This window comes from Pedobacter sp. MR2016-19, from assembly GCF_014947265.1.
Lineage (GTDB): Bacteria > Bacteroidota > Bacteroidia > Sphingobacteriales > Sphingobacteriaceae > Pedobacter.
Window position 1 is genome coordinate 174,074 of record NZ_JADCNK010000005.1, and the last position, 15,000, is coordinate 189,073.

Here is a 15,000-nt window from a genome sequence, read left to right on the forward strand (position 1 = left end):
GACTGAAACGTAGTGGAATGGAGAGATCTATCGTTATAGATTTCTCGACTCCATTTCATTCCGCTCGAAATGACGATTTTTAACAAAAAATCCATGCGCAAATACATCATCAATTCTATCTTTTTGCTTTCTGTTATCGCAGTAATCATTTCCTGTCAAAACCAGGAAACCATCGATCTGCAAAATTACATGTCGAACGGAAAAGATATTTATAAAGCCAAATGCCAAAACTGCCATGGTGTAAACGGCGAAGGATTAGGTAAACTTGCTCCCCCACTTACCGATTCGGTATTTCTAAAAGCAAATAAAGCTCGTTTAGCCTGTTTTATTAAAAACGGTGCAAACGAATCTTTGATCATTCATGGTCAGGAATACAAAGAAAAAATGCCGGCTTTCCCTGAATTGGCTGATATTGATGTGGCACAGGTAATGGTTTTCATTACCAATTCGTTTGGCAACAAGCAAGGCTTTGTACCTTATTCGAAGGTTTCAAAAGATTTGCAGAATTGTAAATAAATATTATTTCGTATATTTAAACTATGACAACGATAACCTTACAAGTTCCAGATAGCTTAGGCGAACATGAGCATGATACCGTGCGGTTTATCGCTGCAAAGCTATATGAGTCTGGAAAATTATCACTAGGTCAAGCAGCATCTATGGTAGGCCTATCCAAACGTACTTTTGTAGAATTGCTTTCGGATTATGGCGTTTCAATACTTAACTACCCTGTTTCAGAAATGTTAAGTGATGCAGAAAAAATATGAAGTAGTAATTGCTGACACTAGTTGCTTCATTCTGCTGGAAAAAATTGGAGAACTAGGCCTTTTAAAATTACTTTTCTCAAAAATCATCACAACAACTACCATTGCTGCAGAATTTGGGTCTCCTTTACCTGAATGGATCGAGATCAGAACTCCAAATAACATTTCCTTTCAAAATTCTCTCGATATTGATCCTGGTGAAGCAAGTGCTATTGCATTAGCCATGGAATCAGAAAGTTCACTTCTTATTTTAGATGATAATAAAGGTAGAAAAGCAGCTGAGCGGTTCAACCTTCTTTATACAGGCACTTTAGGTATAATTCTAAAAGCAAAAAATTTCGGACTGATTAATTCAGTTAAACCTATTTTCCAAAAAATACAACAGACAAATTTTAGATTTTCTAAAAAAGTGCTGGATGAAATATATGCATTGGCAAATGAATAGTATGATGCAAATTCGGATAATATGAATAAAAAACCCATATTTGCGCAAAATGCAGGCTGTTCTATCGCTGTTTCGAATAAAATCGGAAGAGAGGAAAGTCCGGGCAACGCAGGGCATCCCGCTTTCTAACGGAAAGGGATTCAGGAATGAAAACCTGAATTACGGATTAGTGCAGCAGAAAATATACCGCTCTGGCTTATGTCGGAGTAAGGGTGAAAACGTGCGGTAAGAGCGCACGAGCATTGCAGGCGACTGCAGTGGTTTGTAAACCCCGGGAGTTGAAAGACCAAATAGGCTAACATCCCTACTTTATGCCGGGATAAAGGGCTGCCCGTCCGATGTTAGTGGGTAGGTCGTTAGAGATAAACGGCAACGTTTATACTGGATAAATGATAGAAGCCTGAGCAATCAGGAAACAGAACCCGGCTTATAGGCCTGCATTTTTTTTATTCACTTAGCAAAATACGCTTGGTTTCACTCAGTTTAGCTGTTTCTTCCTCTCCAAGTACCGGAAATTCAAGATCTAAACTTTTTAACTTTTCTACAATAATCTCACTAATAGCCAGCCGGGTAAACCATTTTTTATCAGCGGGTATAATGTGCCAGGGTGATTCTTCTGTACTTGTTGCATTGATTGCATCTTCATACGCATCCATATATTTATCCCACAAAGCCCTTTCTTTAATATCACCTGATGAGAATTTCCAGTTTTTGGTAGGATCATCAATACGTTCTAAAAAGCGTTGTTTTTGCTCATCCTGGCTCACATTTAAAAAGAACTTTAAAATTACCGTTCCATTAGCGGTTAAATGCTCTTCAAAACTTTTGATGCTATTGTAGCGCTGCTGCCAAAAACTTTTGCCGATCTCTTTAACATCATCAAAACCTGGGATATTTTCGCTCAGAATATATTCGGGATGAACCTTACAAACCAAAACGTTTTCGTAATGCGAACGGTTATGAATACCTATTCTACCGCGTTCTGGCAAAGCTTTATAATGTCTCCACAAAAAATCGTGTTCATATTCTTCTGGTGTAGGAACTTTAAAACTATAAACCTGGCATCCCTGCGGATTTAGTCCGCTCATAACGTGCTCAATGGCACTGTCTTTACCAGCAGCATCCATCGCCTGAAAAATGATCAGAACAGAATGTTTGCCTGAGGCATATAATTTCTCCTGTAAATGGTTTAATTCTATTTTCGAATTCACCAATGCATCTTTAGCTTTTTCTTTGTTATAACTACCGGTAAAATCAGTTTTATGATTTTTTAAAGAAAATTTCTCACCTCCTTGTACAATTAATCCTTTAAATTCGTTCTTCATAATCATGTATTATTTTAGATAAATCGATGCATCGATAATTTAAATATAGAACTAAAAAATAAGTAAATTAAATACGTTAATTTGCATAGAGAGTTTTTTATATTTAACGCCACAGCTTTTACCTAAAGATCATCTTATCCAATATGTTTAAAGAGATAAAGAACAAGTACTTACGTTATTCTACAATATTTTTATTTTTTATAATAATTTTCTTTTCTGCCCTGCAATTAAATTTTTTGTGGCTATTTGGCTACTCACCAAGTGTTCGGGATATTAAAGCACCTACCCTGCGTGTTGGCTCTGAACTTTACACTGCAGATGGAAAACTGATTGGCAGATATTTTAAAGAAAACAGAACGCCTGTAAATTATAATGATATTTCACCTAGTGTAATACATGCTCTGGTTGCTACTGAAGACGTGCGTTTTTATAAACATTGGGGTATCGATGTGCAGGCAGTTGGCCGCGCAGTTATTGGTTTGGGAAAGGATGGCGGAGCCAGTACCATTACCCAACAGCTGGCAAAAAACCTCTACCGCACACGTTATAATAAATCGCAGGGATTATTGATTAAAATACCTTTAGTTAGAACCTTAATAGTAAAACTAAAGGAATGGATGACAGCTGTAAAGTTAGAAGCCAACTATTCTAAAAATGATATCATTACCATGTATCTGAATACCGTTTCTTTCGGTAATAATACCTATGGCATAAAAACGGCCAGCCGGATTTACTTTGATAAAGAAGCAAAAGATTTAGCCACTACAGATGCAGCTATGCTTGTGGGGATGTTAAAAGGAACAACCTTATACAATCCAACTAAAAATCCTGCAAAGGCTTTGGAAAGAAGAAATGTAGTGCTTGCGCAAATGAACAAGTACAAATACCTCAGCAAGGATAGTTTAACACAATTATCAAAAGAGCCTGTTAAACTGAAAGAAGGTAAAATGCAGGATGGCAGTGATGGTGACTCTTATTTAAGGGCAGCTGTGGCAAAATATTTAGAGAAATGGTGTACTGATAATGGTTACGACCTTTATGAAGATGGATTGAAAATTTACACGACCATCGATTCACGATTGCAGGGTTATGCCGAAGAAGCAGTTGCCGATGAGATGAGGATTTTGCAACGCAGGTTTTATAGTGTTTGGGGCAAGGAAGATCCCTGGTACGATTCGGAAAAACAAAAGGTTGATTACCCCGACCGTGCGATGAAAAACCTTCCGATTTATTCACTTTTGCAAAAGAAGTTTCCCAACAATCCAGATTCTGTTATCGCCTATTTCAATAAAAAGAAAAGAATGCAGATTTTCACTTATAAAGGCGATCGCGATACTTTATTCTCTACTTTAGATTCGATCCGTTATTACGGAAAAATCATGAATACGGGAATGATGACCATGGAGCCTGCAAGCGGAAAAATTAAAGTTTGGGTGGGTGGTATAGACCATAAGTTTTTCAAATACGATCACGTAAATCAATCTAAACGCCAGGCGGGTTCTACTTTTAAACCATTTGCTTATTTAACCGCTTTAGAACAAGGCATGAGTCCTTGTGATAAATTTACCGATAAGCCTGTTAAAATTGCTTACCAGGATAAAGGCGAAACGAAATATTGGGAACCAAAAAATGCCGATTATAGTGTTTCCTACCGCGAAATGAGCTTACGCTGGGCCATGGCAAAATCAGTGAATACCATTACTGCCCAGGTAACCGAAAAGGTGGGCTGGGATAACGTGGTTAAATATGCACACGAATGTGGTATTGATAGCCATTTAGAATCTGTACCATCGGTAAGTTTAGGGTCAAATGATGTTACCGTTTACGAGATGGTAAAAGCTTACGCAACTTTCATGAATAAAGGGATTAAAACCGATCCCATTTTAGTAGAGAAAATTACCGATCAGGATAACAATTTAATAGATGAATTTAAACCAAAAACCAAACGTGTTTTAACTGAAGAAATTGCCTGGTTAATGACCTATATGTTCCGTGGTGGTATGGAAGAACCTGAAGGTACTTCCCAGGCCTTATGGGAATGGCCTGACCTGTTTAAGAAAAATAACCAGATTGGTGGTAAAACCGGTACTTCTTCTGATTATGTGGATGCCTGGTACATGGGCTTAACCAAAGATCTGGTGACTGGTGTTTGGGTAGGTTGTGATGAAAGAACAGCCCACTTTAAAAATGGCGAGCAAGGTGAAGGATCGAGAACTGCCCTGCCAATTTTTGCTAAGTTTATGGAAAAAGTTTACCTCGATCCGAAATCAGGATATACTTATGGGCCCTTCCCTAAAGCAACAGTTGATATTACCCGCACTTACAATTGCCCTAGTCCAAGAATTATCAGGGATACAACATCAACTGACAGCGTAACCGTTGATTCTACCGATTTTACCGTTCCTGCCGAAGTACCCGTTACTACGGAACCGGTAAACAATGAACCCGAAGTTAAAAAAGAAGAAAATAAGACAGAGCCTGCTCAAAATCCCGTTACCCCTACTGTGCCACTAACCAGAAAAGAGGAACGTGAACTTCGGAGAAAACAACGTCAGGAAGAAAAGGAAAAAAAGAAAAACGAAGATAACAATCAGCAATAGTTTTTTGGACCGAAATAAACCAAAGTAGCTCACTGCCTGTGTAAAATAGGCAGTGGAATTTTAAAAAGTGTTAAATTTTTAATACTCTTTTAAACAATTGCTACTTTTATTTCCAGATTTTTTACCATTTCATTTTCGTAAATTATTGAACAATCATTACTAAATCCACACATATGAAAATAGGCTCTACTTTATTAAGGCGATATTCTTCTTTATTGCTCCTGCTTATTCTTTCTTTTTCTGTTAAGGCCCAATATTTCGGACAAAACAAGGTAAGGTATAAAAAACTCGACTTTAAAGTTTTGCAGACGCCCCATTTTGAGATCTATTATTATATTAAAAATGAGAAACTTTTAAAACGTTTTTCGCAAGATGCTGAAACCTGGTACAAAATGCATCAGGAAGTTTTTAGAGATACCTTTTTAAAGAAAAATCCAATTATTCTATATAATAACCATCCTGATTTTCAGCAAACTACAGTGCTTAACGGAGAAATTGGAATTGGTACCGGCGGGGTTACAGAGGCACTAAAAAACAGGGTAATTATGCCTGTTATGGAACTCAATAGCCAAACAAGGCACGTTTTAGGTCACGAGCTTGTTCATGCTTTTCAGTATCACCTTCTACTGGAAAAAGATTCCATTAGTTTAGAAAATGTTGGACAGACACCACTATGGATGGTTGAAGGGATGGCCGAGTATTTATCAATTGGGAAAAAAGACGCATTTACTTCAATGTGGATGCGCGATGCTATGTTAAATCGTGATATTCCTTCGTTAAAAGATTTAACCAACTCCAACAAATACTTTCCTTACCGTTATGGTCAGGCCTTCTGGACTTATATCGGTTCGCAATATGGTGATACCACCATTGTTCCTTTATTTAAGAATACTGCAAAATATGGTTACGAAAATGCCATCCGATATACATTTGGTTACGACGATAAAACATTATCTGGTCTTTGGAAAAACTCTATCGATGCGCACTACAAGCCAATGTTAAAAGCGGATAGCTCTCAGATTAAAATTACAGGTACGAAAATCATAGATAATAAGAATGCAGGAAACATGAACGTGGCCCCTGCCCTTAGTCCTGATGGAAAGTATTTAGCATTTATGTCTGAAAAAGACCTTTTTGGTATAGATTTATTTCTCGCAGATGCCAAAACCGGGAGAATTATCAGAAAGTTGAGTAGCCAGATTTCTAATGGCCATATTGATGACTTTAACTTTATAGAGTCAGCCGGTGCATGGTCGCCGGATAGTAAACAATTTGCCTTTAGTATCTTCAGTCATGGTAAAAACCAGATGATGATTATTAATGTTTCAAACGGAACTACTGTATCTCAAACACCAATGGCACAGGTGCAGCAATTTGGTAATTTAACCTGGTCGCCAAATGGAAAAGATATCGCATTTTCAGGAATGGTTGAAGGACAAAGTGATATTTTCTCTTACAACCTCGATACCAAAGCAGTTACGCAGATTACCGATGATGTATATTCTGATTATGCACCAAGTTATTCGCCTGATGGTAAAAAACTGGTGTTTTCATCAGATCGAGCCGCAATTCAGGCCAATGTAATTAACGCAGTGTTGCCTATAAACCTTGCCGTTTACGATATTGCGGCTAAAACGGTAAGTAATTTGGGTGTTTTTCCTGGAGCGAATAACCTGAACGCACAATTTTCGGCTAACAGTCAGAACATCTATTTCCTGTCTAACAGAGATGGTTTTAGGAATTTATACAAATACAATTTCTCTGATAATACTGTTGATCAGTTAACCGATTATTTTACCGGGATTAGTGGAATTACCGAGTTTTCGCCAGCCATTTCGGTGTCAACAACAGATGATATTGTATATAGCTATTACCGTTACCAGCGTTATACCTTATATAATGCTAAGTTAAGCAGCTTTAAAGCGAAAAGAATTGGTAACCAGGAAGAAAATTTCGATGCCGCTATACTTCCTCCAATGGAAAACATTGGTGTAAACATCATCAACTCTAATTTAAATAATTTTGACCGTTTCGAGAAAATAGTGGCCGATTCGATGAAAACGGTACCTTACAAACCAAAATTCAGATTAGATTATTTAGCAAATAGCGGTGTTGGTGTTTCAACCAGCCGTTTCGGAACCGGTGTTTCTGGTGGTATAGTAGGAATGTTTAGCGATATATTAGGCACCAACCAGATCATAGCAAACCTATCCGTAAATGGAGAAATTTATGACTTTGGTGGTTTGGTGGGTTATATCAATCAGAAAAGCAGAATAAACTGGGGTGCAGCTGTTTCGCATATTCCTTATGTATCTGGTTTCAGGTCTTACGGCTATGAAAATCTCCCTACAGGAGATAATACAACTGTTAAAGCCTTGGCAGACAGAACAGACATTATCAGAACCTTTGAAGATCAGTTTCAGGTTTTTGGTGCTTATCCATTTAGTAAAATACACCGTTTTGAGTTGGGCGGTTCATTTTCGCATTATAGTTACAGAGTTGATAGATATAGCAATTATTATAATTCGGTTGGCAACTACATAGGTTCAAATAAAAGCAGGATTTCCAACGATGTTGCTTCTCAGGATTATGGTATTCCTTTTAATTCTTTTACATTATATCAATTAAACGCTGGTTTTGTAGGCGATAACTCAATCTTTGGCCTTACTGGTCCACTTGACGGTTTCAGATATCGTGTAAGTGGCGAAAAATATTTGGGTACTTATAATTTTGCTGGCGTAACGGCAGACCTTCGTAAATATTGGAGAGCTAAGCCAGTAACATTTGCTGTAAGAAGTTATAATACTTTAAGGATCGGTAAAGATGCAGACAGGCTTTATCCAATGTATCTTGGTTATCCATACCTGATTAGGGGTTATGAATCAAACTCAATTTACAAAAGTACTTCCGCACAATCATCAGAATCTTTCGATATTAACCAATTAACTGGAAGTAAAATTGCTGTATTTAATTTCGAAGTCCGCTTGCCATTTACAGGGCCTAAAAAATTAGCTGCTATACCTTCTAAGTTTTTATTCTCTGACCTGAATTTATTCTTCGATGCAGGATTGGCATGGACGAACGATACCAAAGTGAAATTTAAAAGTGAACCAACTTATACTACTGAACCTGTTTTAGATGATAATAAACAACCCGTTTTTGATGAAAAGGGTAAACCGGTTACCTTTCAGTCTACAACAGAACGTGTACCAGCAATTAGTGTTGGTATATCATTAAGGGTAAACGTTTTTGGCTATTTTGTTTTAGAACCTTACTATGCAATTCCTTTTCAAAGAAAGGATGTTAAAACCGGAGTATTCGGTTTAACCTTTGCACCGGGATGGTAAAAAGAAAATAATTAAATTTCGAAATTGCATATGAAAAAAATATTTTTACTGCTTTTATTTTCTTGCAGCATGCTGTGTTATGCTCAAACAGTAACAGAGCCAGCTAATAATCCAAAAGAATGGTCTCAGGCTACAGAGCCATTTAGAATTGCAGGTAATCTATATTATGTTGGCACTTATGATTTAGCTTCCTATTTAATTGTAACGGAAAAAGGAAATATATTAATAAATACGGGTTTAGCTAATTCGCTTTCGATAATAAAAGAAAATATAAAAGCTTTGGGCTTCGATTATAAATCAATCAAAATTTTGCTCTTAACCCAGGCCCATTTTGATCATTTAGGCGCTATGGCTGAAATTAAAAAAGAAACAGGCGCAAAACTATATGTAGATGAGAAAGACGCGGATGTTCTTGAAACCGGAGGAAAATCGGATTATGAGTTTGGGAAATATGGTGTAAGTTTCAAACCCGTAAAACCTGATTTCCTATTGAAGAATGACGATAAAATTAAATTAGGCAGCACTATTTTAACAATGCTTCATCATCCCGGGCATACTAAAGGATCGTGTAGTTTTATATTTGATACGAAAGATAAAAATTCTAGCTACAAAATTTTGATTGCCAATATGCCATCCATAATTGTTGATAGAAAATTTTCAGAAATAGCATCTTATAAAGATATTCAAAAAGATTATACTGAAACTTTTAAAGCAATGAAAAAGCTTGATTTTGATCTTTGGGTTGCCTCTCACGCAAGTCAATTTGATCTCCATGAAAAACGTAAATCAGGAGATCCTTATAATCCGAAAGTGTTTATGGATAAAAGTGTTTTTTTTGAAAATCTTCGGGATTTGGAAAATGATTTCCTCGAAAAAATAAAAAATTAGACTTTTCCTAACTTGTTAAAGCGATTAAAATATCAATAATCGCTTTTTTATAGGCTGTGAGGAATCGTCATTCCCAACTTGATTGGGAACCAAGGAGTGCTCATGAATACCTTTAAAACAAGGGAAACTTATGAATAATCGTAATGCAAGCGCTTTAAGATTCCCGCCTGCGCGAAATCCGATAGCTATCGGATGACGGCCGTAATAATAGATTCTGTCATGGTTTGCTTTTATTAATGCGTTGAAATGATCTTCTACTACGCTCAGACTGACATAGCAAATAATTCTATTTTTAAACAGGCAGCTAAGATAAACTCGTAAATGATAGTTTAACCTGATTGCTTATATTCCGATGCAAGAGAATATTTTCGAAATCGAGGCCTATAGTTAAATCAATCCAATCTGGATTGCAAGATCTTACCAAACGTTCTTTTTGCATACGTGTAAACCGGCTAATTGATTTGAAACGCAGCAAAGCCTGTGCTTCTGTTTTAAACTCTTCAAAATAAACCAGGCGGGTTAATTGCTGTCCATTATCAAAAAACAAGTTTGGCATCTGTTTGTAGAAATCCAGTGTCTTCATTAAATCAGAGCTCATGCCCACGTGCATACTTGTACGATTTCTGTCGGTAACGATATAAACAAACTTTTTCATGATCTTATGTTTAAAACTTAAAACTAAACTATTTAGTATACCCTCTTGCAAATCAAAATAATATTACTAACTTTATGAGCATAAAATTACTAACTATTTTAGTAATTCCAAATTTATTTTAAAATTTATTTTTATGTCAAATATTTCAAATAATTTAAAGTACCTCAGGAAGAAAAAAGGCCATACACAGCAGAATTTCGCTGATATTATGGAAATCAAGAGGTCGCTCATCGGGGCTTACGAGGAAGACCGGGCGGAACCTAAATATGATTTGCTAAAAAAAATAGCCGAATACTTTGATCTTACCATCGATGAATTCATCAATGAGAAAATATCTGACAGCTGGAAACCGAAGCCAAAAAGCCAGGGATCTAACCTTAGGGTGCTGAGTATTTCTGTCGATCAGAACGATCGCGAAAATATTGAACTGGTTCCAGTTAAAGCGAGTGCTGGTTATCTGAATGGTTTTTCAGATCCTCAATATATCAGCGACCTACCTAAATTTCAACTTCCACTGGCTGCATTAAGACAAGGTACCTTCAGGGCTTTTGAAATTATGGGCGATAGTATGTTGCCTGTTCAACCAGGAAGTGTAATTATTGGTGAGTATCTTGATAACTGGAATGAAGTAAAAACTGGCGAAACCTATATCGTAATTAGCAAAAATGAAGGCGTAGTATATAAAAGAGCGGGTAACCGTTTCAGAGAGAATAAAGATTTGAAATTGATATCAGATAATAAGGTGTACGATGCTTATACAATTGCTGCCGATGATATTCTGGAAATCTGGAAAGCTAAAGCATATATCTCTACCTCCTTACCTGAACCTGCACCAGACCCTACAATGGAAACGCTTACCCAAATGATGGCACAAATGCAGAAATCAATCTCTCAGTTAAATAAAAATTAACATTTTTTTAACAAATGCCGATTAAACTGTTTGTGTTTTTATGTATCTATCAATTTAACAAACACATAAATAAACATAACATGAAAAAGGCAATTTTAACAATAGCAATTGCAGTAATGGGATTAACCGCTGCATTTGCTCAAGACACGACGAGACGAGCAAGAAGGGCAATGCCTAAGATGACTGCCGAACAAAGAGCAGAAAAGGTAACTTCCAGATTAGAGAAACAGCTCAGCCTAACCGCTGATCAAAAAACTAAAATCTACGCTATTGAGTTAGAAAACGCAAAGAAAATGGAAGCCTGGAGATCTGCCGATCACAGCGACATGAAAGGCAAAATGAAAGAACGCAAAGCTGCAATAGATGAACAAAAAGCTAAAGTTGATGCGGTTTTAACTTCAGATCAGAAAACTAAAATGGATGCTTTCCGTGCTGAGGCCAGAGAAAAAGGTGAGAAAATGAGAAAAGGAATGGGTGGCAGAGGCAAAAAAGACAAAGCACCCGTAGTTTCCAATCCTCCTGCACAAGGATAAATAGTACAAATAGTAATTAATTATATTTTTGAAAGCGTTTCGATTATTCGGGACGCTTTTTTTACTTTTGACCAATGAGCAAAATTGAACAGTTTCTTAACGGTAAACTTCAGGAACGAAGAGATAATCTTTCGATCAGGAACTTATCGACCAACATCCCTCCTGTTGATTTTTGTTCTAATGATTATTTAGGTTTTGCCAGATCTGGTGAATTAAAACATTTAATCAACACTACCCTGGCTTCAATGCCCGATTATCTGAATGGTGCTGGTGGTTCGAGACTGTTAAGTGGAAATACTAAATTTACTGAAGAAACCGAACAGTTTATTGCCGATTTTCATCTGGCTGAAAATGGGTTAATCTTTAACTCTGGTTATGATGCCAATATAGGATTATTATCAAGTATCCCGCAACGCGGCGACACCATTATTACTGACGAATTGATTCATGCGAGTATTATAGACGGCTGTAGATTAAGTCACGCTACACGTTATAAATTTATTCATAACGACATAAACGATCTTGAAAATAAACTAAAACTGGCGAAAGGAAACATATTTGTAGTAGTAGAAAGTGTTTATTCAATGGATGGAGATATTGCACCGTTAATAGCGATATCGAATCTTTGCGAGCGCTACCAGGCCAACCTGATTGTAGATGAAGCTCATGCTACAGGCGTTTTTGGTGCAAACGGTCGGGGATTAATCAATCACCTTAATTTAACCAGTAAAGTATTTGCACGCATTGTAACTTTTGGAAAAGCCTTAGGCGTACATGGAGCTATTGTTTTAGGAAGTAAAAACTTACGTCATTACTTAATTAATTTTGCCAGGTCGTTCATTTACACCACAGCTGCTCCCATTCATAATATTGCTGCAGTTAGATCGGCATACCAATACCTAAATAAAACTGATCCTCAGTTGATTCATCAAAAAATTGCACTGTTCAGAAACACCTTAAAAGAACAAAACATCAATGCCCTTGATAGCGAAAGTACTATTCAGGGTATTTTATTTTCATCAAATGAAACTACTAAACTAGCTGCTACAACGCTGCAGAGCAAAGGTTTCGATGTCCGGGCAATATTAAGTCCAACAGTAGCGCTAGGTAAAGAAAGGCTCAGAATCTGCTTGCATACCTTTAATACCGATGAAGAAATTATTTCATTGGTTAATCATCTTAAAGAATTAAATTAAATGAATAAATATTTTGTCACAGGCATCGGAACAGGCATAGGAAAGACATTAGTAAGCGCTATTTTAACCGAAAAACTGAAAGCCGATTATTGGAAACCGATCCAATCGGGTGATTTAGATACGAGCGATAGCATAACAATAGATCGTTTAATTAGTAACGCAAAAACCATCATCCATCCCGAAAGCTACAGATTAACACAACCACTATCACCGCATTTATCAGCGAGATTAGATGGTATTGACATCGATCTCGATAAAATCAATACTCCTTTAACTGATAATAACTTAATTATTGAAGGCGCTGGTGGTTTAATGGTACCCTTAAATGAAGATGAACTGATTATCGACCTGATCAGAAAACTGGAAGTAGAAGTGATATTGGTTTCGCAAAATTATTTAGGCAGCATTAACCATACGCTTTTATCTGTCAATCTGCTTAAACAATACAAAATTCCTGTTAAAGGCATCATATTTAATGGTGAGGAGAATACGGAAACCGAAAGATACATTCTCCAATATGCCAAAATAAAAAAGCTAGGCAGTATACCCAGCTTTAGTAATATTGATAAAGAAAAAGTGAAAGCAGCTGGCCAAAACCTTTTTATTTAATTTCCAAGAAGTCAAGTTTTTGAAACTTGACTTCTTTCCAAATCATATTATCTCTCAGTTAAATAACCAGACTTTTTAAGAAAATCGGCCCAAACCTGATATCCGGCAGGAATTAGATGTAAACCATCTTTGGTAAGTTCTGCCCTTAAATGTTTGTCCTGATCGGTAAAATTTGGATACAAATCAATAACTGTTACATTTTTAGCTGTAAATTTCCTGATCTCATCATTCAGCCACAAAATATGTTCGTCCTTGCCATAGTGGTTTTTAAACTTTTCGAAAGCAGCATTCACAGGCAAAAGTGTATTGAAATAAATTTTTGTTTTCTTCGATCCTTTTCTGATTCTGGCGATCATTGTTTTATAATTCCTTAAGATCACACTATCCGGAATATTCCTGGAGATGTCATTTATGCCTATCAGGATAAAAATTTTTTCGGGTTTACCATCAATCACATCTTGCAAACGTTCTAACACACCAAAAGTAATATCACCAGAAATCCCTCTGTTTTTTGCTTGTGGAAGATCTAAAAGTTTAGCCCAATCTGTTCCGGCAGTAATGCTATTACCTAAAAAAATAATATCCTTTTTTGATTTTAGATCGGCTTTAAACTTAGCCACCTGCTCAACATATTTCCCCGGACGGTAGGTACTGTCCCATTTAACCACCTGGGCAAAAGCTGCTGTGAAACTGAAGGTAAACACAACAGTGGTGATTAATAACTTATTTAAAAGTGCTTTCATGTCCTGTTTTTATAAAGTCGAAAATACTATTTTGCCTGAACTAAAATATCCGGATAGTCAGAAATAATTCCATCTACATTTAGAGCTTTTAGTTTTTGAATATCGGCTAAGGTATTGGCTGTCCATGGAATGATTTTTACACCATCCGCATGTGCTTTTTTTATCAGTTCTTCGTTTACCATTTGCCAAACCGGACTTAAAATAAATGGTTTAAAACCCAAATCGGCAATATTCTCTTCGTATGTTTTTTTATTAGCAACCAAAAAAGAGGTTTTCATTTTTGGGTACTTTTCATGGATGATCTGAATTGTCCTTTTATCGAAAGACTGGATTACGACAAAGTCAGCGATTTTCTTCTTTAAAATTACATCCATCAAAAGTTTAACAAATTCTTCAGGTTTAGGGTTGGTGACACCATCACCACTCTCGGTGCATTTAGTTTCGATATTGTAGAAAAACTGTTTGCGTTTATTGGTTTTAATATCGTGCTGAACAGCATCAATCAGATCGGAAAGTAAAGGAAGATGTGTTTTTTCCTTCTTCTGTTGGGGAAATTGGTCGTAATATTTAGTGCCGAGGTCAAACTGTTTAATGTCAGCGTAATTCATTCCAAAAATTGGATATTTCTTGGCATCTGTTACCGGAATATCTTTTCCATCTGGCGTAAGCATAAAAGCCGGGCTCAGGTAATCATCATGTGTTACCACTACTTTACCATCTTTAGAGATGTGGGTATCCATTTCCAAAGTGGTAATTCCTTCTATTTTCATGGCGTTTAGCATAGCTGGAATGGTATTCTCGGGCATCAGGCCTCTCCCTCCACGATGTGCCTCTGCGCTGAATGCCGGAAATTTAACTTCCTGACTTTGAGATTTTACTGCTAATGATGCCAGAAGAATAATTACTGCTGTTTTTTTTAGTTTCATGTTTTAGAATGGTTTTGCAATGATGTTAGATGATAACATCTGGTGTGATCAATTAGTGT

The 15,000-nt window shown here is 36.6% G+C and carries 14 protein-coding genes and 1 other RNA gene; 11 read left to right on the forward strand and 4 right to left on the reverse strand.

Annotated elements, in window-relative coordinates:
* Positions 1-93: 93 nt before the first annotated feature.
* The 4 genes from IM793_RS09635 (at position 94) to rnpB (ending at position 1,655) form a co-directional block, all read left to right on the forward strand.
* Complete coding sequence (locus tag IM793_RS09635) at positions 94-516, forward strand: cytochrome c (protein ID WP_193420805.1); 423 nt, start codon at positions 94-96, stop codon at positions 514-516.
* Positions 517-539: 23 nt separating this feature from the next.
* Positions 540-767, forward strand: a complete 228-nt coding sequence (locus IM793_RS09640) for a UPF0175 family protein (RefSeq protein ID WP_193420807.1) — start codon at positions 540-542, stop codon at positions 765-767.
* Complete coding sequence (locus IM793_RS09645) at positions 751-1,209, forward strand: DUF3368 domain-containing protein (RefSeq protein ID WP_193420809.1); 459 nt, start codon at positions 751-753, stop codon at positions 1,207-1,209. Before IM793_RS09640 ends, IM793_RS09645 begins: the two co-directional genes overlap by 17 nt.
* A 48-nt stretch (positions 1,210-1,257) precedes the next feature.
* Positions 1,258-1,655, forward strand: an RNA gene (rnpB, locus tag IM793_RS09650) — RNase P RNA component class A.
* On the opposite strand, the gene IM793_RS09655 is transcribed toward rnpB, so the two are convergent.
* Positions 1,656-2,534, reverse strand: coding sequence for a polyphosphate kinase 2 family protein (locus IM793_RS09655; RefSeq protein ID WP_193420811.1), 879 nt, complete (start codon positions 2,532-2,534; stop codon positions 1,656-1,658). It lies immediately after the preceding RNA gene.
* Between the two features lie 143 nt (positions 2,535-2,677).
* Here IM793_RS09655 and IM793_RS09660 point away from each other — a divergent pair, with 143 nt between their 5' ends.
* From IM793_RS09660 to blaB3PEDO, 3 genes are all read left to right on the forward strand, one after another.
* The gene (locus tag IM793_RS09660) at positions 2,678-5,134 is read left to right on the forward strand and encodes a transglycosylase domain-containing protein (protein ID WP_193420813.1); all 2,457 of its coding nucleotides are present in this window, start codon (positions 2,678-2,680) and stop codon (positions 5,132-5,134) included.
* A gap of 173 nt (positions 5,135-5,307) precedes the next feature.
* Positions 5,308-8,481, forward strand: coding sequence for a basic secretory protein-like protein (locus tag IM793_RS09665; protein WP_193420815.1), 3,174 nt, complete (start codon positions 5,308-5,310; stop codon positions 8,479-8,481).
* Positions 8,482-8,511: 30 nt separating this feature from the next.
* A complete protein-coding gene (gene blaB3PEDO / locus IM793_RS09670) occupies positions 8,512-9,369 on the forward strand; it encodes a PEDO-2 family subclass B3 metallo-beta-lactamase (protein ID WP_193420817.1) in 858 nt (285 codons plus the stop codon).
* 304 nt (positions 9,370-9,673) lie between these two features.
* Here the strand turns inward: blaB3PEDO and IM793_RS09675 are convergent, their stop codons facing one another.
* Complete coding sequence (locus IM793_RS09675) at positions 9,674-10,024, reverse strand: GIY-YIG nuclease family protein (protein WP_029275228.1); 351 nt, start codon at positions 10,022-10,024, stop codon at positions 9,674-9,676.
* Between the two features lie 133 nt (positions 10,025-10,157).
* Here IM793_RS09675 and IM793_RS09680 point away from each other — a divergent pair, with 133 nt between their 5' ends.
* The 4 genes from IM793_RS09680 (at position 10,158) to bioD (ending at position 13,272) form a co-directional block, all read left to right on the forward strand.
* Positions 10,158-10,934 carry a LexA family transcriptional regulator gene (locus tag IM793_RS09680; protein ID WP_086546492.1) on the forward strand — a complete coding sequence of 259 codons (777 nt, stop codon included), beginning with the start codon at positions 10,158-10,160 and terminating at the stop codon, positions 10,932-10,934.
* An 80-nt stretch (positions 10,935-11,014) separates the two neighbouring features.
* Positions 11,015-11,467 carry a hypothetical protein gene (locus IM793_RS09685; RefSeq protein ID WP_193420819.1) on the forward strand — a complete coding sequence of 151 codons (453 nt, stop codon included), beginning with the start codon at positions 11,015-11,017 and terminating at the stop codon, positions 11,465-11,467.
* 74 nt (positions 11,468-11,541) lie between these two features.
* Positions 11,542-12,663 (forward strand): pyridoxal phosphate-dependent aminotransferase family protein, encoded by a 1,122-nt coding sequence (locus IM793_RS09690; protein WP_193420821.1) that lies wholly within the window; start codon positions 11,542-11,544, stop codon positions 12,661-12,663.
* Positions 12,664-13,272 (forward strand): dethiobiotin synthase, encoded by a 609-nt coding sequence (bioD, locus tag IM793_RS09695; RefSeq protein ID WP_193420823.1) that lies wholly within the window; start codon positions 12,664-12,666, stop codon positions 13,270-13,272. It abuts the gene before it with no gap.
* Positions 13,273-13,319: 47 nt separating this feature from the next.
* Here bioD and IM793_RS09700 read toward each other — a convergent pair whose 3' ends face one another.
* Both IM793_RS09700 and IM793_RS09705 read right to left on the reverse strand, forming a co-directional pair.
* Positions 13,320-14,015, reverse strand: coding sequence for a GDSL-type esterase/lipase family protein (locus IM793_RS09700; protein ID WP_193420825.1), 696 nt, complete (start codon positions 14,013-14,015; stop codon positions 13,320-13,322).
* 26 nt (positions 14,016-14,041) lie between these two features.
* Positions 14,042-14,941, reverse strand: coding sequence for a glycerophosphodiester phosphodiesterase family protein (locus IM793_RS09705; RefSeq protein WP_193420827.1), 900 nt, complete (start codon positions 14,939-14,941; stop codon positions 14,042-14,044).
* Positions 14,942-15,000 lie beyond the last annotated feature (59 nt).